This window comes from Methanosarcina sp. DH2 (genome assembly GCF_020804225.1).
In the GTDB taxonomy this organism is placed as follows: domain Archaea; phylum Halobacteriota; class Methanosarcinia; order Methanosarcinales; family Methanosarcinaceae; genus Methanosarcina.
In genome coordinates, this window is sequence record NZ_WJBI01000001.1 from 289,883 (window position 1) to 314,303 (window position 24,421).

General features: G+C 44.1%; 19 protein-coding genes and 2 tRNA genes. 13 read left to right on the forward strand and 8 right to left on the reverse strand.

Features of this window, described 5'->3' with window-relative positions:
* Window positions 1-327: 327 nt before the first annotated feature.
* Window positions 328-402, forward strand: a tRNA-Arg gene (locus tag FXV91_RS01175).
* Between the two features lie 389 nt (window positions 403-791).
* Here FXV91_RS01175 and FXV91_RS01180 read toward each other — a convergent pair.
* The 8 genes from FXV91_RS01180 to FXV91_RS01215 all read right to left on the reverse strand — a co-directional run bounded on the left by FXV91_RS01180 (window position 792) and on the right by FXV91_RS01215 (window position 7,698).
* Window positions 792-1,322, reverse strand: a complete 531-nt coding sequence (locus FXV91_RS01180; RefSeq protein ID WP_229387514.1) for a PspC domain-containing protein — start codon at window positions 1,320-1,322, stop codon at window positions 792-794.
* A gap of 107 nt (window positions 1,323-1,429) precedes the next feature.
* Complete coding sequence (locus tag FXV91_RS01185) at window positions 1,430-2,797, reverse strand: SO_0444 family Cu/Zn efflux transporter (RefSeq protein ID WP_229387516.1); 1,368 nt, start codon at window positions 2,795-2,797, stop codon at window positions 1,430-1,432.
* On the reverse strand, window positions 2,794-3,141 hold the full coding sequence (locus FXV91_RS01190) for a metalloregulator ArsR/SmtB family transcription factor (RefSeq protein WP_229387518.1): 348 nt from the start codon (window positions 3,139-3,141) through the stop codon (window positions 2,794-2,796). Before FXV91_RS01190 ends, FXV91_RS01185 begins: the two co-directional genes overlap by 4 nt.
* 178 nt (window positions 3,142-3,319) lie before the next feature.
* Window positions 3,320-4,165, reverse strand: coding sequence for a class I SAM-dependent methyltransferase (locus FXV91_RS01195; protein WP_229387520.1), 846 nt, complete (start codon window positions 4,163-4,165; stop codon window positions 3,320-3,322).
* 170 nt (window positions 4,166-4,335) lie between these two features.
* Window positions 4,336-5,109, reverse strand: coding sequence for an energy-coupling factor transporter transmembrane protein EcfT (locus tag FXV91_RS01200; protein WP_229387521.1), 774 nt, complete (start codon window positions 5,107-5,109; stop codon window positions 4,336-4,338).
* A 181-nt stretch (window positions 5,110-5,290) separates the two neighbouring features.
* Window positions 5,291-6,127, reverse strand: coding sequence for an ATP-binding cassette domain-containing protein (locus tag FXV91_RS01205; RefSeq protein ID WP_229387523.1), 837 nt, complete (start codon window positions 6,125-6,127; stop codon window positions 5,291-5,293).
* The gene (locus tag FXV91_RS01210) at window positions 6,103-6,927 is read right to left on the reverse strand and encodes an energy-coupling factor transporter ATPase (protein ID WP_229387525.1); all 825 of its coding nucleotides are present in this window, start codon (window positions 6,925-6,927) and stop codon (window positions 6,103-6,105) included. The genes FXV91_RS01205 and FXV91_RS01210 overlap by 25 nt, the downstream gene beginning before the upstream one ends.
* A gap of 207 nt (window positions 6,928-7,134) precedes the next feature.
* Window positions 7,135-7,698 carry a biotin transporter BioY gene (locus FXV91_RS01215; RefSeq protein WP_229387527.1) on the reverse strand — a complete coding sequence of 188 codons (564 nt, stop codon included), beginning with the start codon at window positions 7,696-7,698 and terminating at the stop codon, window positions 7,135-7,137.
* A 442-nt stretch (window positions 7,699-8,140) separates the two neighbouring features.
* Here FXV91_RS01215 and FXV91_RS01220 point away from each other — a divergent pair.
* The 12 genes from FXV91_RS01220 (at window position 8,141) to thiC (ending at window position 24,324) form a co-directional block, all read left to right on the forward strand.
* Window positions 8,141-8,215, forward strand: a tRNA-Arg gene (locus tag FXV91_RS01220).
* Window positions 8,216-8,966: 751 nt separating this feature from the next.
* The gene (locus tag FXV91_RS01225; protein ID WP_229387529.1) at window positions 8,967-9,437 is read left to right on the forward strand and encodes an N-acetyltransferase; all 471 of its coding nucleotides are present in this window, start codon (window positions 8,967-8,969) and stop codon (window positions 9,435-9,437) included.
* A 230-nt stretch (window positions 9,438-9,667) separates the two neighbouring features.
* Window positions 9,668-10,333, forward strand: a complete 666-nt coding sequence (locus FXV91_RS01230) for a metal-dependent transcriptional regulator (RefSeq protein ID WP_229387531.1) — start codon at window positions 9,668-9,670, stop codon at window positions 10,331-10,333.
* Window positions 10,334-10,381: 48 nt separating this feature from the next.
* On the forward strand, window positions 10,382-12,361 hold the full coding sequence (gene feoB, locus FXV91_RS01235) for a ferrous iron transport protein B (RefSeq protein ID WP_229387533.1): 1,980 nt from the start codon (window positions 10,382-10,384) through the stop codon (window positions 12,359-12,361).
* 467 nt (window positions 12,362-12,828) lie between these two features.
* Window positions 12,829-13,071 carry a hypothetical protein gene (locus FXV91_RS01240; RefSeq protein ID WP_229387535.1) on the forward strand — a complete coding sequence of 81 codons (243 nt, stop codon included), beginning with the start codon at window positions 12,829-12,831 and terminating at the stop codon, window positions 13,069-13,071.
* 848 nt (window positions 13,072-13,919) lie between these two features.
* Complete coding sequence (locus tag FXV91_RS01245) at window positions 13,920-14,903, forward strand: hypothetical protein (protein ID WP_229387537.1); 984 nt, start codon at window positions 13,920-13,922, stop codon at window positions 14,901-14,903.
* Window positions 14,904-14,957: 54 nt separating this feature from the next.
* On the forward strand, window positions 14,958-18,485 hold the full coding sequence (gene smc / locus FXV91_RS01250) for a chromosome segregation protein SMC (protein ID WP_229387539.1): 3,528 nt from the start codon (window positions 14,958-14,960) through the stop codon (window positions 18,483-18,485).
* Window positions 18,478-19,545, forward strand: a complete 1,068-nt coding sequence (locus FXV91_RS01255; protein WP_229387541.1) for a ScpA family protein — start codon at window positions 18,478-18,480, stop codon at window positions 19,543-19,545. Before smc ends, FXV91_RS01255 begins: the two co-directional genes overlap by 8 nt.
* Before the next feature lie 45 nt (window positions 19,546-19,590).
* Window positions 19,591-20,706, forward strand: a complete 1,116-nt coding sequence (gene scpB / locus FXV91_RS01260) for an SMC-Scp complex subunit ScpB (protein ID WP_229387543.1) — start codon at window positions 19,591-19,593, stop codon at window positions 20,704-20,706.
* Between the two features lie 196 nt (window positions 20,707-20,902).
* Window positions 20,903-21,454: a TATA-box-binding protein gene (locus tag FXV91_RS01265; protein ID WP_229387545.1), complete on the forward strand. Its 552-nt coding sequence runs from the start codon at window positions 20,903-20,905 to the stop codon at window positions 21,452-21,454.
* Window positions 21,455-21,586: 132 nt separating this feature from the next.
* Window positions 21,587-22,504: an S-layer glycoprotein N-glycosyltransferase AglJ gene (aglJ, locus tag FXV91_RS01270; protein ID WP_229387547.1), complete on the forward strand. Its 918-nt coding sequence runs from the start codon at window positions 21,587-21,589 to the stop codon at window positions 22,502-22,504.
* A 533-nt stretch (window positions 22,505-23,037) separates the two neighbouring features.
* A complete protein-coding gene (thiC, locus tag FXV91_RS01275; protein ID WP_229387549.1) occupies window positions 23,038-24,324 on the forward strand; it encodes a phosphomethylpyrimidine synthase ThiC in 1,287 nt (428 codons plus the stop codon).
* Window positions 24,325-24,421: the final 97 nt, after the last annotated feature.

Genomic DNA, 24,421 nt, shown 5'->3' on the forward strand with positions numbered 1-24,421 from the left:
GTTTTTATTACCTATAGGTATTTAACTGGAGCTTTCGGCCCAGTACAATCTTTAACCTACAAGCCAGTAGCCCATTTAACTTTTTCACTCTTTAGCAGTATGTAAACTCTATGCAAAGCTCTTAAAGGAACTTAGAACTCCGGGAGAGTCACCATACTGAGGTTCTTAAGAAACATTCCAATTAAAGCGGGTAGATACTGAATATATATTACAATTCCGCTTCCACATAAATATTTTAAGATTTTATACCGCTCGAATTAACACGTTCATACAAAAGGCTTTTATTCTAGAAGGCGCATTTCGTATTCCGCAGTAGAAAAGCAAACAGGGCTCGTGGCTTAGCCAGGATATAGCGCTGGGCTTCTAACCCAGACGTCGGGGGTTCAAATCCCTTCGAGCCCGCTTTATTCCTTTTGATTACTTTTGGTTAATCCTGAGTAAATAAACCTCAACTTTTTTCCTGGTTTTTCTTTCTTCCTGATGTTTTTATGCTTTTATTGAAACTCTCACTCGTTTTTAATTCTATTTTTCTTTTTTTGACAACAGGTTTCCATTATCGCTGGAGCTTTTTACGGAAACTTGCGTTACAAGACTTTTAATATAGCAGAAATTTAAAAACAGGTTTGAAAGTTGAAAAAATTGAAATTAAATAAAAATAGAAATCAAATAAAAAAGCAGTCTACCGGGGTGCTGAATACATGGAAATACCCGGTATAATCTCTCACAAGCCCTATCTCGTTCACTGATTTGGGATCTTCTTTTCTCTAACTGTGACCTCTGGGTTTCGGGTATTATTTGACGCTATCTTCCTGGGGCATGATTATTGTCAGAATAATGTATATAACGATCCCTATCCCGTCTAGCAGAGCAAGGAGGACAAAGCCAAGTCTTACAAGGGTTGGGTCAATCCCGAAGTATTTCCCGAGCCCACCGCAGACTCCAAAGAGCATACGATTAGTTTTACTTCTTGTCAGGCGCTTTTCCTTTTTATAAACCGTGCTTTTCTCTTCTCGGGTTTCTTCCCCGATTCCTATCCCTATACCTATTCTAGCTTCTTCTCCTGCTCCTTCCATTGTTTTCTCAGGCTTTTCCCATGATTTCTCTGTATAGCCGGTTTCAACTTTTCCTGAAATATTGAAGTCACTTGCCTTTGGTTCTTTTCTTTCCTGGTATACAGGATCTATGGTGGTGCCTTTTTCTTCCATTGTTTTCTCAGGTTTTTCCCATGATTTCTCTGTATAGCCAGTTTCAAGTTCTCCTGGGGCCTTGAAATTGCTCTCTTTCGGTTCTTTTTTTTCCTGGAAGTCTGGATTTTCCTGCATGTTGATTATTCTATCTATAAGGATTTATATTTCTGGTATCTATCTTACTCTTTTTATTATTTTTTCTTTGATTTCTGCCTGATTTCTTCCTGTTATCTATCTTCCTTTCAATGGCATTCCGTGCAGCTGCATTTCTGACCCCTGCGGAAGATTCCGTATAACATTAGAGGGAGCAGGAAGACCGCAAAACCGATCTTAATGCTTTCAGGAAGCAGTTCTCCTGCGCTTCCAAGGGTTGCAGTTGCGCTTATTCCCAGCTTAAGGTAAAGCCAGTCGAGAAGGATTCCCGCTCCAAGTGCGCAGATAGAGATTACTCCCAGATAAAGGGCTGCGGAACGTTTTCCAAGAAACCGGGCGACCATAGTTATGGTTGCCGCATTGGTTGCAGGCCCTGCAAGAAGGAAAACAAAAGCCGTTCCAGGGCTCATTCCTTTGGCTACGAGGCTTGCGGCAAGAGGAGTCGAGGCTGTAGCGCAGATGTAAAGTGGAATGCCCACTACAAGCATGACCAGCATTGACCCGATCCCCCCTCCAAGGTATTCCTGGATCAGGGTTTCGGGAACGGCATAGGAAATTATCCCTGCAAACAGAATCCCGATTAGCATCCACTTTGAAATGTCTCCGGGAAGCTCTATGTAGGCGTATGTCAAACTGTCCAGGAACTTTTCTTTTACGGATTTTTTGAGCTTCCCGGCAGGCAATGTTTCATTTTTCTCCTGCTCACAGTGCCCGCAGCCGCATGAGGTGGCTTTGTTTTCAGGCATGCACATTGTGGGTGAAAGTATGAGAGATCGGGCTCCTTCTCCAGATCCAGTCTTCAATTGCATGGGTCGGACTTTTAAGGGTACTGTATTTATGGCAGAATATTCCTTTTTTTCTATTCCTGGCATCTCATTTGTACTGCAGTTACAGGGAGGGGAGTTGCATTTGTTTCCGGCTGCCGATACTCCCACAAGAGCTGAGGCTGCAAGGATTTCTGCTTTTTTCCCGGTTTTTCCCTGTTTTTTGCTCTCTTTTTTTTCCGGCTCTTCTCCTATCAGCAGGTTGTCTGCGAGCCCTGCAAGAATTGCAGTTGCAAGGGTTGCAAGTGGACGAAAAACAGTCATTAAGGGGTCAAGTAGAGCGTAGGTGATTACAATAGAGTCCACTCCGGTCTGAGGAGTTGAGATCAGGAAGGATAGAGTTGCACCTCTATTTGCCCCCCTTTTCCTTATAGACATGGCTGCGGGGATCACTCCGCACGAGCAAAGGGGAAGGGGAAGTCCTGCAAGGGAGGCATTGACTACAGAACGGACTTTTCCTGCTGATGTTCCAAGATAGTCTACAATTTTCTGGTCCGGAACAAGGGTATTGAGGATTCCGGCGATCCCGAAACCAAAAATTAGGTAAGGGGCAGCTTCTACAAAGATTTCCCAGGAGGAGAGCAGGATACCCAAAAGAAGGGCAGGAAAAGGGCTGAAGATTTCAGAAATCACTTTTTCTCCTCCACATGTTCAAGGCACATCTCGATGAGCATGCGTACATGTTCGTCTGCGATATAGTAAACTGTAAATTTTCCTTCCCGCCTGACCCTAACAAGGTCAAGCTGCCTGAGGGTCCGAAGCCCATGAGAAACCGCTGATTGTGTGACTTCAAGAGCCTGCTCAAGTTCACAAACGCACATCTCTTTTTGCCTGAGTAAAAAAAGGATTTTCAGCCTGGTATCCGATTGAAGCGCTTGAAAGACTGCAGACATCCTTTTAATTATTTCTGTGTCCGGAACCTTCTGTAGCAGGACCTCGATATGCTTAGGGCTCACTCGTTCACACTTATCTTGCATGAATATATGAACAACTGTTCATATATTAATCTCTTTCTAAAAACTGCTCCGGCCTGAAATGGCGAAATGAGGCGAAGAGTAAAAGAGATGTTTTGAGCAGTATCTGGGCACTTTGGGCAGTACTTGATTAATTCGTTATTTTTCGACAATACAGCGGCCCTTTAAGGTCCCGATCGGTTTAGTTTGGTTTTTTCCACCACATCTTTACCCTTGTGGACCACCCTCTCTGAATAAGGGCCCCGTCATCTTCCTCTAGCACGTCTTCAAAGTAGTCCCTGAGGATGGCTTCCTGGGTATCGGAGCTTGCATTGTAGTATGACTTGAAATCCTTAACAGCTTCTTCAAGGGTTGCATACCTGTGGATGTGCTCGAAGGGAAAAACGCTTATGTTCGGGTAGATTCCCATGTCATAGAGCACATTATAGAGAACGTCACACTTAGGGGCTGGCTGGTACTCACTCCCGTGAAGAAGTGGCCAGAGTTTCCGGGAATGCATGTCCCAGGAAGTTTCCCCTGCAAACCAGTAGAGGTAAACGTACTTCGAAGAAACGTCCACCATCTTACGAACCGATGCGCGTATGTCTTTCATGCCCAGGGAGTATGAAGCAAAAACCACGTCATAAGGAGCGGAAATGTCGGATTCAACATCAACGGCTTCCCAGTCTTTGTGCACACAGTCGATGTTTTCGATTCCGTACTCATTGATGTTGTCCCTCATAACACTCACCATGCCTTCCGAAGGCTCTACAGCGGTTACATGGGCTACTCGCTGTGCAATCGGAATTGCAAGGGTCCCGGGCCCGGCTCCTATATCGAGAACCCTGGAGTCGGAGGAGAGTTTCATGCCTTCTATTCTCTTTTCGGTTATTGCCCTTGCCTTATCATCCTGGAACATCCTCCAGAAGCGCCTGGCGTTTTCCTTACTGTACCATATGGTCGCACAATCCACATTCCTGTTTGATTTTAACTGTTTTTCCAACGTCTCTTTCCAGATCTCGTTCCAGTCAATGGCATCTGATTCCATGTTTCAACCTCAACCTGCCTCCATCCCGGAGTTTTCGGTGTTACTAACGTAGTAATAAATGTTATCATATATACTTTGTTGGGATGGTGTTATGCGCCCGTATATTTTCAAATTAATTGTCGAATAGCTTTTTTTAGGGCGGGGTGGCCGCACACAATTTTATTCCTTCTTCAAAATCTCAGGAGGAGGGCTGCAAACAATACCAGGGCTAAAAGGGATATCCAGTCCCTTCTCTGCATTAAAAGCTCATGCATTGAGGTCCTACGAGTTCCCTGATATCCTCTGCTTTCCATTGCCAGGGCGAGTTCTTCAGCGTCCCTTATCACTCCTCTTATCAGGGGAATCGCAAGGGCAGGAACTGAGTGAAAAGGATTTTTCCCGAAATACATGCCCCTTGAAGCCTGAGCAGCTTTTGTCCTCTCAACCCTTTCAAAGAGAAGTGGAAGAAAAGCTATCGAGAGGTTCATCATTGTCGCAAGCTCAAAGGAGTTCACACCCAGCCAGCGAAGTGGCAGCGGGCGCAGCATCCTCTCTATCCCGCAAGTGATTGCAGAAGGGTCAGTACTGGCTGTCATAAGGGCGGCAAAAAGCAGGAGAAGTATAAACCGTGCAGAAAGTCTGAACCCGTTTTGAAGCCCTTCTAGGCTGGGATGCAGAATCCAGAAAGAAGTCAGCACTTTTCCTTCGGTAAAAAATAATTGTGCAAGAAAGATGAATATAATGAATAGGACCATCGGTCTTACTGCCCTGAGAAATACTCTTGCAGGCAGCCCGGAAAATGAAGTAAGGGCAACAAAAAAGGCAAAGAGGATTCCTATCCCGAAAAAACTTTCAGTCCTGAAAGCCAGAATGCCCAGCAGCATCACAGCTGTAAGTTTTGTCCTGGGATCAAGCGTATGTAGAAAGGATTTCCCGGGTATGTAACTGAAGACAGGTTCTTGCATTCTTATTCTTGTTCTCCCATTTCTTTTCTTTTCTTTTCTTTTCTTTATATGCTTTTTGAGGCGATCTCAGATTGATTTATGTTACTTTAGGTTTCCTGGGCTATTTTATTCCAATTTGGGCTACTTTGGGCTACTTTGGGCTACTTTGGGCTACTTTGGACTACTTTGGACTGCTTTCAGGTTATTTTTCAGAGTTTTCTTTTTCAATCATTGATTTTACTCTCAATATCTCTTTAAGAGCTTCCTCAACCGTAAATATGGCAGGGTTCACTGGCATTCCTCTTGACCTGAGTTCTCTTATCATGGACGCTATCGGAGGAAGAAGCACATTTTCGGTCTCAAGGTATTCTTCCCTGCTTCCCTCAAAACTTATCCTACCTTCCCGTAGAAGCACTATTCTTTCCAGCAGGGGGAAAAACCCTTTCAGATTGTGGGTCACCGTTATAACTGCAGTTCCCTGGTCCTTCATCTTTTTAAGAGTGTCCAGAATTTCTTTTTTCCCTGAAGGGTCGAGCCCGGTTATGGGCTCGTCCAGTACAAGGTAGTCCGGCCTCAGGGCAAGAGCACCCGCGAGGGCAACTCTCTGCATTTCTCCCCCGCTAAGGCTGAAAGGGTCTCGAGATAGCATTGTGCGGTCGAAAGAAACTGCTTCAAGAGCTTCAAATACCCTTTCTTCAGTTTCTTTTCTGGAGTATCCGAAATTTAGAGGTCCGAATGCTATCTCTTCATATACTGTCCTGCAAAAAAGCTGGTCTGCAGCCTGCTGAAAGACCATCCCTATCCTGCTTTTAACCTCTTTTGAAGAAGGAGCAAGTCCATCAACGGTTACTTTTCCTGAATCCGGGCACAAAAGCCCGTTAAACAGTTTTATAAGGGTGGATTTTCCTGCACCTTTTTCTCCCAGGATCCCGACGAATTCCCCTTTTTCGATACGCAGATTAACATTTTGTAAGGCTGCAGTTTCAAGAGGGGTATTTCTCGAGTAGAAAAAACTTATGTTTTCAAGAATAATCGGCATATTTCCTCCGCAAAGCTTGAAGGGGAAGAAGTTTTATCCCAGGGGATTACAACTCCATGTTTTTTCAGGTGCTCTGCAAGTTCTATCAAGGAAGGCGGAGTGAGCCCGAGGTCCAGGAGAGAAGGGTCTGAGAGTACGTTCTCTGGTTTTCCTTCAAGCAATATCCTCCCTCTGTCTATTACGATAATCCGGTCTGCAGCATGAAGTTCTTCAAGGTTATGTGTGATATGTACAACGGTTTTTCCTTTTTCATGCAGCCTTTTTACGCGTTCAAGGACATTTTTTCCCGATTCAGGGTCAAGCATAGAGGTTACTTCATCAAAAACAAGACATTCGGGCTCCATGGCCAGGACTCCTGCAAGAGCCACGCACTGTCCCTGTCCCCCACTCAGGGCTTTCGGAGAGTGGTACCTGTATTTCTCAAGCTCTATCTCAGCAAGGGCTCTATCTATACGCCTCCGGATTTCCAAAGGAGGAAGGCAAAGGTTTTCAGGCCCGAAGGCCAGGTCTTCTTCTACGGTCCTACCAACAAACTGAGTCTCAGGGTTCTGAAACACGATGCCAACAATTTTCCTTATTACCTGGAGCTTTGAAAAATCTCCGGTATTCATGCCTCTAACCATAACCTTTCCTTTTTGAGGTCTCAGGAGACCGTTAAGGTGGAGGGCAAGGGTTGATTTCCCGCTTCCGTTTTTGCCTATTATCCCTATATATTCCCCTTTTTTTATTCCCATATTTATGTTTCTTAGGGCAGGGGTTCCATCAGGGTAGCTGTAACTTACGTTTTCGAGCCTTATCATGCTGAATCGAATTCTATTTTTTCTTTTTAAATTACAGGAAAATTTAATCGCTCGGCTTTTCTGTGAATAGGGGATTACTCAGAGCTTTAGAACTTATCAGAGCTTTAGAATCTACCAGAGCTTTAGAATCCACCAGAGCTTAGGATCCACCGAGCTTAGGATCACCAGAACTTTAGAGTCCATCAGGAGTTAGAGCTCATGCCTGATTTAGAATTCATGGGTTGAAGCGATATATGCGGCAACTGAAGTTTTTATTATTTCTCCTGGCAGGAAGGGAATGGCTCCGAGGGCAAGGGCTTTCCAGGGTTCGATTTCAGCTACCAGCATCAACTGGAAAACTCCGAGGGTATATATGACCAGAATTCCTGTGCTCATATTAAGGGCATTGACCGCAAGCCCTGATTTTCCGGCACTTTCCGCCCTTTCGGAAAGCTTCCCTGTAAGGTAAGCCGCCAGTATAAAACCGAAAATGTATCCTCCGGTAGGCCCAAAAAGCACTCCTATTCCGGAACTGCCTCCCGCAAAGACCGGAAGACCTGCAATGCCAAGCAGGGTATATACAATCATGCTCAGGCTTCCCCATTTACTTTTCAACATGCTTCCTGCAAGTAGGACAAAGAATACCTGCAGTGTGACCGGAACAGGTGAAAAGGGTATGGGGATCTGTATGTAAGCTCCTGCAGCAGTCAGGGCTGCAAAGAGGGAAGCAAAGACCATTTTCCGGAGCTCGGGAGTATGGACGGGGTGAGAATGATCATGTCTTATATGCATATTTTTTCCTTTTTTGTTAATTTTATCTCTTTACCCTGCTTTCTGTCAGCTTCTTACATTTTTATTATTTACTTGAGTTCTCCCGCCTGAAAAAGCGTCAGGTAAATATTAATTAATTTTTGGAAATTTATGAATGTGAATTCAGTAAATTCGGTAATTCTAATGGGTATAATCATAGTACAGAGTGTATTGTTAACTCTTTTTTCAGCTAACCTCTACGGGCGATGTAACTATAATCATAAGCGTATTGTTAACCAATCGAAATTACATGGTTTACATTAGATTTAAAACTTTCCGGAAGCATCTGTTATGATCACGCTCGCAGACTTTCTGTGCTTCGGAGCGATAATTAAATATATATCTTATGCCGGTATTATGGATACTTCACCTGAAATGCAGTTTTAGCATACAGTTACATGCTGTATTTTCGGGAGATCATTGTGGGCGCGTGGCCTAGCCCGGATATGGCGGCAGCCTCCTAAGCTGTAAATCGGGGGTTCAAATCCCTTCGCGCCCGCTAAATTCCATTTTTATCTATTTTCTGTTTTACCTCTGTTTCCTTTTACCTCTGTTTCCTTTTACCTCTGTTTCCTTTTACCTCTGTTTCCTTTTACCTCTGTTTCCTTTTACCTCTGTTTCCTTTTACCTTTGTTTCCTTTTTCTGGCTTCTTTTTTCCTTTTTTTCTTCTTCCGGTCTCATTTTTTTCCTTTTTTTCTTTTTCCTGTCTTATTTTGCGTTTGCTTCTTCTTCCATGCCTTACTTCACCTTTATTCCATTTTCATTGTTTTTTTCTTCTGTTTTACTGATCTACTTTTGGAAACTTATTTCCTATAAAAAGCCCCGCCTGTAAATCCAGTGTCTTTTCATCAGCAGGTTATCAGTTTATGCTTTTGTTTTCTGGACATTTCTGCACGGCGTCCGTAAAAAACAGATTCTCTTCAGGGGAACGAAAAAGCAGATAACCAGAAAGGAAGAGCAGAGCAAGAAAAGAGGCTTAATTAGAAACCTGTTAAACATCAGCGCCCGGGTATTGCAGATAAGAGAAAATACAGAATAGGAGACGAAAATACAGAATAGGAGAAGAATATGCCGAATAAGAGAAGATACAGAATAAGAGCAAAGGCAAAAATATGGGAGTAACCTGTTATGCAAATTATGGATAAATTTCTTATTTAGAAATACAATTATTAGCTGCAATATAGTAAATGCTTATAATACGCATAACTTCTATTAAAAAACATAACTGCCGCTTAAGAGGAAACAGGAATTGATCAGAAAAGCCAGGATAAGTGATGTTGTCGAGATGAAGCAAATCATCAACAATTACTCTAAGGATGAGCTTATGCTTGCTCGCTCCCTGAGTGAGATGTACGAGAACATCAGGGACTATTATGTCTGTGAGATCGAAGGAGAAGTTGTTGGATGCTGTGCCCTGCATATTGTATGGGAAGACCTTGCAGAAATCCTTGCTCTCGCAGTTAAGCCCGATTGTGCAAGAAAAGGAGTGGGTACAAAGCTTGTCTCAGCCTGTCTTGAGGACGCGGAAGACCTCGGCATGAAGGAAGTCTTTGCTCTTACTTATGTGCCTGGTTTTTTTGAAACCATGGGATTTAATATCGTGGATAAAAACAGCCTTCCCAGGAAAATCTGGTCTGGATGTATCAGGTGCCCCAAATTTCCGGACTGTAATGAAATTGCAGTTCTCAAATCTATCAAAACTAAACCTATCAATGCCTGAGATATTCCCGGAACCCTCAGGAAGTCTTACTTTTCACGGCTCCTTAATTTCTTATTTTATTTTTTTCTGCCAAATATCAGGTGATAAATCCCGATTTTGAAACTTTTTTCAATCCGAATTTATTTAAACAGGCAAAAACCAAAAGCTATTTATTCAGTGATTATGTTTTTTAGGTTGTCCTAATTATCTTACCTGGAATATTTCGGACATGTGCTGGCGGGATGGTGTTAATGCATACGGATCGACTTGAAGAGTACTTAGAAACTATTCTTTACCTTATTACGAAAAACCAGAGCCCTGCAAAAACCAAACAAATTGCAGAAGAGCTGAACGTATCTTCACCCAGTGTGACGGAAATGATCAAAAAGTTGCATTCTATGGGGTTCGTTGAGTATAAGCCTTATCAAGGGGTTGAATTGACCGAAAAAGGGGCTGAGGAAGCTGTCCGGATCAAAAGGAAACACCAGGTGCTTGAGACATTCCTGGCTGAAGTCCTTGATTTTGACCGGAAGGAAGCTCACAGGGAAGCCTGCGAGCTTGAGCATGCGGTATCGGACTCAGTACTTGAGAGACTTTATGATTTTCTGGGAAGCCCGGAGTACTGTCCTGACGGGCACCCTATAAACATCGATAAAAATAACCTGAAGCGTGAGGAATGCTTCATTCCTCTCGATGAAATGAACGAAGGAAGTTCAGGCACGATTGCCAGGGTAACACTTCCTAGGGAGACAAAAGAGCGTTTAACCTCTCTTGGTATCCTTACAGGAGAGGACATTGAAGTCAGGCGCAAGCAAAAACAAGGATGTATCTCAGTCATGGCTGTTGGGTCTGAGATTGCTCTCGGAAGAGATATAGCTAAGAAAATTTTCATCACTCCTAGAGGCAAAAGTGCGTAAAAAAGGATAAATCGCACGTAACTGGCATGGAGCGCAATTAACGGAGAAGTGATAAAGATTTCCAGCTCATGCTGTAATTCAAGCAATGGAGATAAAAAGAATTCTCCTTATGATGTGACACTGGCTTTCATAGGCAACCCTAGCGTTGGAAAAAGCGTTTTTTTTAGCAGGCTTACAGGGGTTGGTGTTGAGGTTTCCAATTACCCGGGAACCACGGTTGCACTTAAAAGAGGAAGTGTAAAAGCCAGAGGCAGGACTATTGAAGTTGTTGACCTGCCAGGGATATATTCCCTTGGGGTTGCAAACGAAGATGAAAAGGTAACCAAGAGATTTCTGATTGAAGATGGGCCGGATGTCATTATCAATGTCCTTGATGCGAGCAGGCTTGAGAGAAACCTTTACCTGACCTTGCAGCTGCTGGAACTCGATATACCTATGGTTATTGCCTTAAATCAGGTGGATCTGGCAGCAGAGCTCGGAATTCTTATCGATGCGGATAAACTTTCAGACCTCCTGGGCCTGCCTGTAGTCCCCACTGTTGCAACCTGGGGAGTAGGGCTTGATGAGGTAGTGCTTATAGCTCTAGAAGAACAAGGAAAAGTCCAGGAGCACCACAGGGTAAGGTACAGCCAGTGGATCCGCCAGGCTCTGTCCGGTCTTGACCATTCTTTTCCGGATACCTCTCAAAGTGTTAAAATTGCAGCTCTGCTGAATGACGCCGAGTTTGTGGAACTCTGCTGTATGCCGCCTGAAGCCAACGCAATTCTCTCTTCTGCCAGGCGCTTCAGGCAGAACCTTGAGATCGAGCACGGAATTTCAGTTCCCGATACCGTCGCAAGAGACCTGTACGGAGAATCCGGGCATATCGTGGATAGAGTAGTCTCAGCGTTCGAGCCGAAAAAAAGGTTTCGTGATAGGGTAGATAGAGTTCTTACCTCTCCTAACTTCGGGATTGTAGTTCTAATATCTGCGCTGCTCCTTACATTTCTTCTCGTCTTCAGGGTAGGGGGCTTTCTTGAAACCTGGATCGTGAACGATCTTTTTGAGCCTTATGTGATCCAGCCAGTGGAAGCAATGACTCTTGGCATGGCACCTATTTTCAGAAACCTGATTCTTTATACTTTGCGGGGTGTGGAAGCCGGGTTTGCAATTGCAATCCCGTATATTGCAGTTTTCTATGCCATCCTTTCCATATTCGAGGACTCAGGCTACCTGACCAGGGCAGCTTTTCTCCTGGACAACCTGACGCATAAGCTCGGGCTTCATGGGAGAGCTGTCATCCCTCTGGTTCTGGGTTTTGGCTGCAATGTCCCTGCAATAATGGCAGTACATGCCCTTGGCACCCGGAGGGAGAAACGGATAGCTTCACTTCTCATCTCTCTTATTCCCTGTTCCGCAAGGACAGTTATCATCCTGGGACTTGTAGGGACCTTTGTTGGTTTCTGGCCCGCTGTCTCTATCTATGTACTCGAAATCCTCATCATTGCAGCAATGGGCTGGGTTCTCGGAAGAACTCTCCCGGGCCAGAGAAGCGGCTTTATTATGGAAATGACTCCCCTTCGAAAACCTGAGCTGAAATCCACTCTCAGGAAGACCTGGATGAAAAGCCGTGAGTTTTTATATATCGCTTTCCCACTGCTGCTTACAGGGAGTGCGTTCCTGGGAATTGCCGATGCCCTTGGTATTCTCTCTATTTTCCAGGATTTTGTAGAACCCGTATCTGTAGGGCTTCTGGGCCTTCCGGCTTTTGCTGCAACAGCTCTGGTCTTTGGAATTCTCAGAAAGGAAATGGCTCTCCAGATCCTTGCAGTACTTGCAGGTACAGCCAACTTTGCAGCTGTAATGACTCCACTTCAGATGTACCAGTTTGCAATTATAACAACCATTTATGTCCCGTGCGTGGCAACTATTGCAGTACTCAAGCATGAGCTTGGAACAAAGGACACGGCTATGATTGTTATTTTCACCATATTCCTTGCTCTTGTGGCAGGCATTTTAATCCGGATTTTCGGGCCTCTTTTTCTTTAATTCCCGAGTTTCGCTTCCCGAGTTCCGCTTCGGGATCACAGGAAATCGGAGATTTCTGGGAGTTGCACTGCAAGTGCAACAGCACGAGGTCCTTTTCGCTCCGCTCAAGAGGACTAATTTATGGGTTATATCAGTGAGCTTTGCTCAATAGGAATAGTGCAGGCATCTCTAACCCGTACAACCATATCCGCTATAATGAGTCATTTCTTTCTTGTACGCTAGACGCATAATTCCATTAAATAGAGTGAAAAGCGATATTTTAAGGAAAAGTTGCTCAATTTATGCTATTAATCAAAGGATCAAAAAACAGCCAGTATCTTTCATCGGTTTTCATGTTTATTCTCAGGAATGTGGGCTTTTATATACGGAGCACAATTTTTATATATTACTAAACTCTTTTACTTCTTTCTCTTCTATTCTCATGTTATCGTAAATTATTAATACTTCATGCATCGTGTTTATTGCCGATGACTCGGATTACCGATCACTTACACAAAAACGTGCTCAGTGTTATTATGGATATTTTCGAAATGGACCATTTTCGAGAGCCGGAAGATGAAGAGGTTCAACTTTTCCTTGTAAGCACAGGAACCCACGGTTCTATTGTTAACGAGAGTGCTCTTGAGATGGACTGCAGTACATCCCCTAAAATTCAGGAGAGGCAGAGTGTACTTCTCAATTTCGATGAATCTATTCCGTCCATTCAGTAACACTTTCCTCTATAAAATTTCCGACCCCTGTTGAAATCCAACTCTTTAACTCCTTTCGTTTTAGAGTTAATTCTTGGGTTTCATTCTCTATTTTGTAAAAACCCTGGACTGAAGGCTCTTTCTTGCTTACATGAAATTATTAATTGTATCCCGTATTCTGGACTTTATCTCTAACTTTTATATTGCCGCTTATTCCTGTAGTTTCACTTTACCCAGCCTTCCGTTTTATTCATCCTTCCGGGAAATGGATTTGCACCTGATATACCTATTTAACATTTTTCGTATAGAGTATATAGAAAAATATTTATCCTACTTTTCTGCTTCTTTTCTCTTCAATAAAGTTATTTTCTTCAAGGAACTCACTTAAATCTTGAATGATATTATTCTATGCTCGAAAATGAGATCTACCGATAGTGAAATCTGTTCAGAAGGTGGGCATTTTAGCAGTCAAACAATTCTTTACAGGAAGATCCAAGGAAAAAGATCCATTTTTTCAAGAGCATTTTCGGTCTATCTCTCCTGTTTTCAGTCTTCTTTGGCTTTAAAACTTCTCCCTTCGGAAATTTTATATTTTATGCAATTTCTTCTGTTCTGCTATATGGTTTCTGCAGCCGTTTTCAGAAAGATTAATAAAGTTATCTTATTATAATATAATTTAGAGTGATTTAGAGCCCGCTGAATACTATCGATTACCATATATATATAAAGTAAGATTACATCTACTTTATACACATTATTTAAATTTGTATGATCAAATCAATTTAATTATATTATACCGACTCTCCATTCTAATAAGAACTTCAGACATAAGGAAACCCGGGACCCTATTTATTATCAGAGGTATTTTCATGAGAACTGGACAGAGGGATGTGCACAATACACCGCTTAAAAGGCGACTGTCAATAACCTATGAAGAGCTCGAGACTCTCAAAAAATCAATCAAGATTTCGGTTCTCAATGAACTGCAGACCGAAATGGAAAACAATTCTGATCTGGATTCTTTTAAGGACCAGATCCTTTCCGAAATCAGGACCGAATTGATGGAACTCCCTGATTTTGCATCAATGAAGGCTTCGATTCTTGGTGAATTGCGAGCTGAATTAAGTTCTGGCAGAGAATATGAATCAGGAACAATTGACCGGCGGCTCAAAGAAATGGCAGGAATTCAGGACGGACTCGTCAGGGAACTGCTTGACCAGAAAATGCTTATAAAAAAATTGGAAGCAGACGTTGAAAAACTTTCCGGAGCTCTGGGATGCATGCAAAACACCATTTCTTACTCTCCTCCCCCTGTTTCCATTCCCGTCCTCGAAGACCCGCTTGACCTCCCCCCTCTTTCCAGAAAGCCAAAACGTAAACTTGAGTACAGGAAAGAGAACCCTTCCGCACCCGAGCTGATTGATTTCAGGGAAGCTCCTGCATCCCTGCCAGGCACAAATGCAAAAGTTCAGCTGAAAATAAGAGAGGTTGAGCCCAGAGAACTCGACGAACAGGAACCTGTCGAAACAAAGTGTGAATATATTATCGCCGAGAGCGGAGACCGAAAACGGCTTAGAAGCAATCTGAGGCAACCAACTACAGTAAGAGAGGCTCCTGGGGGACAATCATTTCCTCCAAGACAGCCATCTTCTGCGAGGCACCAGTCTCCTTTGAGATACCAATCTCATGTAAAGGCAGAACCTGTAAGAGCTCGACCTGATGAAGATTATAAGTGCGAGTATATAATCGCTGAAAAGGCTCAAAAAAAGCGTTTAATCGATGAATCCGTGGATCTTCGGGATAATGATGATGCGGAGATTATAACCTGTAACCGGAAAGACTCCCGGGCGTAATGAGGCTGAAAAAACGGAAATTTCCCCAAAAACGCAATAACTCAGAGGCATTCTGTGTACATAAAAGAGATTGAGTTCGTTAATTTCAAGTCCTTCGGAAAAAAAGTGAAGATCTCCTTTTACAATGACTTCACCACTATTTCCGGTCCTAATGGTAGTGGGAAGTCAAATATTATAGACGGGATCCTCTTTGCACTCGGGCTGTCGAGCTCAAGGACCCTCAGGGCTGAAAAACTCACGGACCTTATTTACAATGGTGACGAGGCAAAAAAGCCTGATTTTGCCCAGGTTACGATCCGTTTTGACAATACTGATCGCAAGATGCCATTAGAGCTTGATGAGGTTGAAATCTCAAGAAAGGTCAGGCGGACAAAAAACGCATACTACAGCTATTTTTACTTTAACGGAAAAGCCGTAAGCTTGGGAGAAATCCATTCCCAGCTTGCAAAGGCAGGGGTAACGCCTGAAGGTTACAATGTGGTAATGCAGGGAGATGTCACGCAGATCATTTCCATGACTTCTGTAGAGAGACGAAAGATTATTGATGAAATTGCCGGGGTTGCGGAATTTGATGAGCGCAAGCAAAAGGCGCTCGGGGAGCTGGAAATCGTCAGGCAGCAGGTCGAACGCGTGGACATCATCCTTGAAGAAGTACGTACCCAGCTTGAAAAACTTGCAGGGGAACGAGACCAGGCACTGAAATATCAGTCTCTGAAGACTGAAAAAATTAAATTTGAAGGCTATGTCCTTCTTTCCAAGCTCAAGGATGCCAGAACAGAACTGGAAAATGTGGACAAAGAACTTGCAGGCAAGGAAGAGCACTTTGAAAAAGTCCAGGTACTGCTGGATGAAAGGGTAAAGGAATTAGAAGCTCTTGAACAGGCCCTTGAAACAATTTCGCTTGAAATCCGGAAAAAAGGGGAAGATGAACAGCTGCAGGTCAAAAGGGAAATCGAAGAAATAAAAGGGGAAATTTCCCGATGTGTGGATAGCATTGAGCTTTCGGAATCCGAACTTGAAGAAGCTGATGCAAAGCGTAGAAAGGCATTTGTTGATATTGATTCCATAAAAGGCAAGGTCGGGGAGCTCGAAGAGAAAATAGAAACTGAGAATGTGAGAAAAGAAAGCATTTCTGCTGAGCTGTCCGAAAGAAAAACCGAGCGTATGCTGCTTCAGAGCAGGATTGCGGATGTGGATGCAAAGTTTGCAGCAACAAGAGACGAGCTTATGGCTGCCCGCAAGAAGCTCGAGGGTGTTAAAAACGAAAAGAACGAGCTTATCCGTAATGAAGACAGGCTTCTCGATACTCTCAGAAGAAAGTCATCGGAACTGCGGGATATTGAAAACCAGATACGGGATGCAGAATCTGCAGTCACTGCCTCTGACAGCGATACCCTTTCTGTCCAGTACGAGATTGAAAGACTTACTAAAAATCTCGACTCCCTAATAAAAGACCGTGACGATATCGAAAGCAGCCATTTCAGGATCAAAGAAGATATAAGGAAACTTGAGAGCAGACTTCACGGTCTCCAGCAGGAATATGCAATCGCTGAAGCAAGGGTCCGGGCTTCGGAACAGGGTGGAGGGTATTCAAGGGCTGTGGAGATGGTTATCGGGGCTTCCCGGCAAAACGAGCTATTCGGAATTCACGGGACCATTGCGCAGCTCGGAAAAGTTGATCGCAGTTATGCGGCTGCCCTTGAGGTTGCTGCAGGGAACAGAATGCAGGCAGTCGTTGTGGATAATGATCGTGATGCTGCAGAGGCGATCGAATTCCTGAAGCGGAGAAAAGGCGGGCGGGCTACTTTCCTTCCGCTTAACAAAATGAAGGATTCCAGAAGGCTTGAGAGCCTCAATTATGAAAACGGAATAATAGGGTACGCAATCGATCTTATTGAATTCGATCCGGATTTCGAGCCTGCTTTCTGGTATGTTTTCCAGGATACTCTTGTTATGGAAGATCTCGCCAGTGCCCGCCGCCTCATGGGAAAAGCAAGAATGGTCACCCTCGAAGGTGAACTCCTTGAAAAGAGCGGGGCAATGGTCGGAGGTTCCCTTTCTTCAAAATCGGGGATTTCTTTTGCTGCCGCGGAAAAAGACAAACTTCTCGAGCTTGCAGGGGAAATAAAATCCCTTGATGCAAGCCGGACTGCAGCGATCAGTAAACAGGACAGAATTGAAAGCCATGTTTTTGAGTTGAGCAGAAAGATCCGCGACTGTGAGGCTACTATCTCCAGAAAAGAGCTCGAACTTCAGGAGATTTCTGGCAGGGAAACCAAACTTGCAGAACTCCTTGAGGCTAAACAGGCAGACCTGCGGGCAATTGAAGAGTCCAGGGCAGATCTCAGGGCTGAAATGGACAGGGTAATTGCGGAAAAGACTGAGAAAGAAGGCGCTGCAGCTGAACTCGAGGTTCAGGTTGCCGAACTTGAGACAAAACTTGCTGATTCTCCTCTACCCGAGATAAATAAAAAAGCCGATTTTGTGGATGAGGAAATCCGCAGGCTTGAAGGCAGGATCAGGGATACTGAAGCCAGCCTGAATGCCTTGCAGCTCGAAAAGGAATATGCGGAACAGAAAATTGCCGAAGCCAAGGAGCTTATCAGGGAACTTGATGAAAAGAAATCTTCAAGGCGTGAGAGAGTGGATTCTCTTAAGGCAAAGATTGCAGAACTCGAGGCGCAGCTTGAGGAAAAACAGAAACGAGAAATTCAACTTTCCGACGAGCTTATAGGGCTCCAGAAAGAAAGGGAAAATGTTCAGGCCGAACACAATGCAGTAAAGCGAAGGGTCAGTATTGCTGCAACCACCCTTGAAAAGGCAAAACAGCAGGTACTTACGCTCACAGCTACGAGAAGCGCACTTTTTGACCAGGAAAAGCAGCTTCTTGAAGAGATACAGAGAAGGGGCATAGAAGAGACCTCCGAGGTCCCGAGTTACGAAACCGTTTACATGAGGATCCAGGCAATCGAAGAAGCCATGCGCAGGCTTGAGCCTGTAAATATGCGGGCAATCGATGAATATAACGAAGTAGAACTCAGGCTTTCAGACCTGCAGGGCAAACGCGATACTCTCTTTACCGAAAGGGAACAGCTCCTTGAACGCATTGACCAGTACGAGCAGCTCAAGCGGGATACCTTTATGGAGGCTTATACAAGCATAAATGCCAATTTCAAAGAGATTTTCTACGAACTTTCCGATGGCATGGGGGAACTTCTTCTGGAAAACCCTGATGACCCCTTTGCCGGAGGGATGACTCTTCGGGCTCAGCCGAAAGAAAAAACTCTCCAGCGTATAGAAGCCATGTCCGGAGGAGAAAAGAGTCTTACAGCACTTGCCTTTATTTTTTCAATCCAGCAATACCGCCCTGCTCCTTTCTATGCCTTTGACGAGATTGACATGTTTCTTGACGGCTGGAATGTAGAAAGAGTTTCAAGGCACGTTAAAGTTTCAGGATCAAAAGTCCAGTTTATCGTTGTTTCTTTAAGAAAACCCATGATCCAGGCTGCAAACCGGACGATCGGGGTTACCATGCAGGAGAATAATATCACAAGTATAACCGGAGTGAAGCTTAATGGCTGAACTTATAGATAACTCGGCACTCGACATTTCCGGACTTCCTTCCCCTGACGTTCGTGAATCCGGGGAAAAGGATTCTCTTTTTTCAAACCCCGAAATTTTCGGGCTTCCGACCACTCTCTCATACCTCGGCGTCGATTGGGCTCTTCTTGACCTCTCAGAATTTGATACCTATGAACCTCTGGGCATTATGGTCGAACTTGCAAAAGACGGGAAGATCAATCCCTGGGATATTGATATTGTGCAGTTAACTGATACTTTTCTACACAGGATAGAAGAGTTTCAGAAAATGGACCTGAGGATTTCTTCAAGGACTCTCCTTTATTCAGCTATCCTCCTCCGCATGAAGTCTTCAGTAATTCTCGGGACAGGGGAAGAGGAAGAAGATGACTTTGATTCTGGGTTTTTTGATAATGACCTCCCTGAGCCGGACGAGTTTCCTATCCCAAAGCTTCCTGTACGCCGCCTTTCTACAAGACCGGTCACACTGAACGAACTTATTCTGGAACTTAAAAAAGCTGAAAAGACACTTTCAAGGAAAAATGAAAAGAAAGCTCGTCTGGCTGCAGAAGAACCTGATATTAAGCATGATCCCCTGACTACCGGAGATGTGCTCGGGATTGCCCATGACGAGGCTATCATATCGAGGCTGGCACTTATCTGGGCAAGGCTCGTTGAGCTATTTATGAAGCAGCCTGTTGTGGAGTTTTCTGACTTTCTTCAACTGAGCGAAGACCAGATAATGGATTACCTTTCTCTCCTCTTTCTTGCTTCGAGCAGAAAAATCTGGCTTTTCCAGAATGAACTTTTCGGGGAACTGTATATTTATCCTGGAGAAGAATCCGGTTTTTCCACTGAGGGCAATCCGCTTCTTTTCCACCAGATGAAACAGGGTTTAACAGAAGATATTTCAGAGCCTGACTTTTCCCGGAGAGAAAGGTTCACAGGCAGTAAACCTCCGGTTGAGTACACAGATGGAGAGCCTGACGAAACCGGATATCCTGAGGTTCTTTCCTTTGAGCCGGAGCATATAGATGCGGACTTTCCTGAAGAAACACGTTAACTTAACTGAAGAATAACCTTATCCTTTTTTCTGGTCGTGAAACTTATGAGTGAGCTTGAAATTATCGAAGCGGCTCTTTTTGCTGCGGGCAGGGCAGTAAGCCTTGAAAAACTTATGAAAATTACCGGAAAGCCAAAAAAGAATGTCTTCTCGGCAGTACAGGAGCTGACGGAGGCTTACTCTTCCCGGGGGTCAGGCATTGAAATTCTGGACCTTGGAGAACGTTACGTCATGCAGGTCAAGCCAGAGTATTCAGAACTCATGCGGGAGGTTGCCCCAAAAGAACTTTCAGCCCCTAAGCTCCGGACCCTTTCCATGGTTGCCTATCATCAGCCCCTGCTCCAGTCCGATCTGATCGAAATGAGGGGCAGTGGAGCCTATGACCATATAAAAGACCTGATTGAAAGAGGATTTGTTGAGTCTGTGCCCAGCGGGAGAAGCAGGCAGCTTTCCACAACCCCGCTGTTTGCAGATTATTTCGGGCTCAAAAGGAACGATCCTGAAGCCATAAAGGAGAAAATCATTGAGCTGTTAAGGGTGCAGGGAGAACAGAGTGAGATCAACCTGTGGGTCGGAAAAAAGACCATTGCTGTGACTCCAATGTATGAGTCCCTTATGGGAATGTGCGGAATTAAAGACTATTTTGTTGCGAATGCCTATCGTCCTTCTAAGGAAGAAATATCCCGCCTGCTTGAGGCCGACGTGCTTGTGGTCTCTGCCGGCTATCTTGATACCGTGAGGCAACACTGCGATGGAGAAATCCTCGAGGTGCGTTCAACAACCTTTGAAGACCTTATCGAAGCAATCTCTCTAATCTCTGAAGAACTTTCCGATGAAGTGGACCCTAAAATGGTAGCAAACACTCTTCAGAAAATCAGGGATACCCGGGAAAAATATGTATCTTCGGCTTTCCTCGTTGAGAGGAAGGTAAGACCTGCAACTGAGATGGTTTCGAGGCTCGTAAATGACCTAAATATAAGAATTTCTACAGACGGCGTCCTTGTTGCTCCTGATTATGGGACTTCAGGTGAGGGAGTGAGCATAGGGAAAGGAGCTAAAATTCTGGTGCCCACCCACCGCACTGTAGAGGGCGACCTTCTTGAGAGGGTCTGCAAAAAATACGATTCTATCCTTGAAGGTTTGAATAATTTCGAAGATTGAGGCTCCAAAAAGCCAGCGCGGATGCCTCTAATCTTTCTTACTTTTTTTGAAAACACTGGCGCCCACAATTTAAGCTTTTCTGTCGTATTTATATTCTATATATATAGCATTTATATACTATGCGAGGCATTTAACTATAGCTTTATATACTGGTTAGAGGATATTACTTTTTGCTTTATATACTGAGGGTTGACTAATGAGCGAATCTAGCATTAAAATTGAAAACGTGGTCGCATCCACCAAACTCGCTGAAGAGTTTGATTTAACTGTGATTGAATCCAAGTTCGAAGGCGCCGAGTACAACAAGCAGAAGTTTCCGGGGCTCGTCTACAGGGTTTCTGACCCTAAAGCCGCTTTCCTGGTCTTTACTTCCGGAAAGGTTGTCTGTACGGGAGCAAAAAACGTTGCTGATGTGCACACAGTTATTGGCAATATGGCAAAAAAGCTGAACGGTATAGGGATCGAGACAATAGAAAACCCGCAAATTACTGTCCAGAACATAGTTGCCTCAGCAGATCTGCGCACTATCCTTAACCTCAATGCAATTGCAATCGGGCTTGGGCTTGAGAATATCGAATACGAACCCGAGCAGTTTCCCGGTCTTGTATACAGGATCGATGACCCTAAAGTAGTTGTGCTTATTTTCAGTTCCGGTAAACTGGTAGTCACAGGCGGAAAAACCCCCGAAGACTGTGAGAGGGGCGTGGAAGTTGTTCGTCAGCAGCTCGATAACATGGGGCTTTTATAAAACCCTCAACCCTTTTAATCTGGTGTATCCATTTTAATCTGCCTCCTGCGGAAGGGATACGGATAGAATACCTAAAATAAAAACGGATTCTGCGGTAAGCGTAGAGGCTCCGGCAAAGGATATGTGTGAAACGTGAACAGTGCAGATGTTTGCATCCTTATTCCTACCCTTAACGAAGCTTCAACTATAGGGGAGCTCATTAAAGATTTCAAGAGAGAAGGGTTTTCCAATATTCTGCTAATCGATGGAAACAGCAGGGATGGAACAGCGCAAATTGCAGAGGCAGAAGGCGCAAGAGTTGTCCTGCAGACCGGAAAGGGCAAAGGACAGGCAATGATCCAGGCTTTCGAACTTATCGAGAGCCCCTATGTAGTATTGGTCGACGGGGATGGGACTTACCTTGCAAAAGAAGCTCCTTCTCTTCTTGAGCCAGTTCTGTCAGGAAAAGCCGACCATGTTATAGGTAACCGACTGGAAAAATATTCCCCAGGGGCGTTTACAAAACTAAACCTGATGGGCAACCGCTTGATAAACTTACTTTTTGATATTGCTTATGGGGTACAGTTAAGAGATATTCTTTCAGGTTACCGCGCGTTTACGCTCGATAGTATTAGAGAATTGGAACTTAACAAGACAGGTTTTGAAATAGAAACCGAAATCTCTGTTGAGTGCGTCCTGAAAAAACAAATAGTCGAAGAGGTGCCGATTACTTATCTTCCCAGAAGTGAAAAAGGAGTAACCAAGTTAAATCCGGTAAAAGACGGAATAAGAATAGGTTCTACTATCTACAGGCTTGCAAAAGTGCATAATCCTATGTTTTATTTCGGGATTATAGGTTTTATCTTTATTATTGCAGGCCTGTTTACAGGAACCTATGTGGTAGTCGAGTGGTTCCGGAATATCACCCATATTCTCCTTTCAGTTCTCACGACCCTGTTTATTATATTCGGACTTCAGATGTTTATCTTCGGAATGCTCAGCGACCTTATAGTTACTCTCCACAGGCAAACAGTCAGCTTGATCCAGGAAAAAAATAAGCAGAGAAAATAATTAGAAATAATAAGCAGAGATATAATTAGAACCAATAAGCAGAGAAAATAATTAGAAATAATAAGCAGAGAAAATAATCAGGAGATCTCTCAGTTTCCAGGTTAGTTCTTAGCTTTTCTCAGATATCTTTTCAGCTATTTTCCTGTATTTCTCTTTCTCTGAATTTCAATTCATTTGATTTTTTTTTCTGTCTTATTCTATTTATATTCCATTTTCTTCTATTTTGTTATTTCTTTCTTTATTCTTTCAGAATTATTCTTCCTCCAACACAAGTTTACTTGCGTTTTACTCAACATTGCTTTGAGGCTTCTTTATAAAAGAATTATTTTAATCGCAAACTTTATATTTTCGACATCAATGGGCACGCAAGTAAAGTAAAGTTGATTATGGTTAAAGTTAATTTTTTAAATAGTGTTATATATAATTAATTGCCTTTTATGATCTAACTCACAATCCCTTTACTTACACATGAATCTTGCATTATATTCTTACAGACTAATCTTACAAATAAATGAAAGCTTGAGGTAATAAAGATGACAATTGTGGAAGATGCACAAAAAGGAATTATCACTGAAGAGATGAAGATTGTCGCAAAGGACGAAGGGCTTGACCCTGAATTTGTCCGCCGTGGTGTTGCAGCCGGAAGAATCGTTATTCCAACATCTCCTTACAGGCAGGTCAAGATCTGCGGTATCGGAGAAGGGCTCAGGACCAAGGTTAATGCCTCCATTGGTGTATCCTCGGACATTGTGGACCCAGAGATGGAAGTTCAGAAGGCAATAGCTGCAGAAAAAGCAGGTGCTGACACCCTTATGGAGCTCGGGACCGGCGGAGATTTCCTTGCAATCAGGAAAAAAGTCATTGACAGCATCTCCCTTTCAGTAGGCTCAGTTCCTCTCTACCAGGCTTTCATTGAAGCTGCAAGAAAGTATGGTTCAATTGTGCACATGACAGAAGACGAGCTCTTCAACGCAACAGAAGCCCAGGCAAAGCTCGGAACCAACTTCATGGCAATCCACACTGGAATTAACAATATTACTCTTGACAGGCTTAAAGCCCACGGCAGATACGGTGGACTTTGCTCCCGTGGCGGCGCCTTCATGAGTTCCTGGATGCTCCACAACGAAAAGGAAAACCCTCTTTTCGCAAACTTTGACTACCTCGTTGAGATCCTCAAGGAACACGAAGTCGTCCTCTCCACAGGAAACGGCATGCGTGCAGGTGCAGTCCATGACGCAACCGACCGCGCCCAGATCCAGGAGCTCATTATCAACTCCGAGATGGCTGACAGGGCACACAAGCAGGGCCTTCAGGTCATTGTTGAAGGTCCTGGTCATGTCCCCCTCGATCAGATCGAAACCAACGTAAAGCTCATGAAAGAAATGAGCGGCCACAAGCCCTTCTACATGCTCGGACCTCTTGTTACCGACATCGCCCCCGGCTACGACCACATCGTAACTGCAATCGGCGCCTCCGTATCCGCATCATGCGGCTGTGACTTCCTCTGCTATGTAACTCCTGCAGAGCACCTTGCACTCCCTAACCTCGAAGACGTTATCACCGGAGTCAAGACCTCCAGGATTGCAGCTCACGTCGGCGACATGATAAAGTACCCCGAAAGAGCAAGACAGTGGGATCTCGACATGGGCAGAGCAAGAAGGGAACTCGACTGGGAAAAGATGTACTCCCTTGCAATCGACCCCGAACATGCAAGAGCAGTCAGGAACAGCAGGGCACCCGAAGACACCGACGCATGCACAATGTGTGGCAATTACTGCGCCCTGAAGATCGTCAACCAGAGCTACAACCTCGCAAAATAAACTTCAAAAAAGTAAAGTAAGGCCCCAGGGCTTTACTTTCTCACCTTTTCTTTCATCCTCATTTTTTGTCTTTTACTTTCTGGGTTTATTCTGTGCT

Bases quoted from the DNA above. Each gene is read 5' to 3' on its own strand.
- FXV91_RS01205 (WP_229387523.1), bottom strand. From the start codon at position 6,127: ATGCCGATTATTCTTGAAAACATAAGTTTTTTCTACTCGAGAAATACC.
- FXV91_RS01190 (WP_229387518.1), bottom strand. From the start codon at position 3,141: ATGCAAGATAAGTGTGAACGAGTGAGCCCTAAGCATATCGAGGTCCTG.
- scpB (WP_229387543.1), top strand. From the start codon at position 19,591: ATGAGTGAGCTTGAAATTATCGAAGCGGCTCTTTTTGCTGCGGGCAGG.
- FXV91_RS01215 (WP_229387527.1), bottom strand. From the start codon at position 7,698: ATGCATATAAGACATGATCATTCTCACCCCGTCCATACTCCCGAGCTC.
- FXV91_RS01240 (WP_229387535.1), top strand. From the start codon at position 12,829: ATGACTCGGATTACCGATCACTTACACAAAAACGTGCTCAGTGTTATT.
- FXV91_RS01245 (WP_229387537.1), top strand. From the start codon at position 13,920: ATGAGAACTGGACAGAGGGATGTGCACAATACACCGCTTAAAAGGCGA.
- FXV91_RS01265 (WP_229387545.1), top strand. From the start codon at position 20,903: ATGAGCGAATCTAGCATTAAAATTGAAAACGTGGTCGCATCCACCAAA.
- FXV91_RS01200 (WP_229387521.1), bottom strand. From the start codon at position 5,109: ATGCAAGAACCTGTCTTCAGTTACATACCCGGGAAATCCTTTCTACAT.
- FXV91_RS01195 (WP_229387520.1), bottom strand. From the start codon at position 4,165: ATGGAATCAGATGCCATTGACTGGAACGAGATCTGGAAAGAGACGTTG.
- FXV91_RS01255 (WP_229387541.1), top strand. From the start codon at position 18,478: ATGGCTGAACTTATAGATAACTCGGCACTCGACATTTCCGGACTTCCT.
- FXV91_RS01230 (WP_229387531.1), top strand. From the start codon at position 9,668: ATGCATACGGATCGACTTGAAGAGTACTTAGAAACTATTCTTTACCTT.
- thiC (WP_229387549.1), top strand. From the start codon at position 23,038: ATGACAATTGTGGAAGATGCACAAAAAGGAATTATCACTGAAGAGATG.
- FXV91_RS01180 (WP_229387514.1), bottom strand. From the start codon at position 1,322: ATGCAGGAAAATCCAGACTTCCAGGAAAAAAAAGAACCGAAAGAGAGC.
- FXV91_RS01210 (WP_229387525.1), bottom strand. From the start codon at position 6,927: ATGATAAGGCTCGAAAACGTAAGTTACAGCTACCCTGATGGAACCCCT.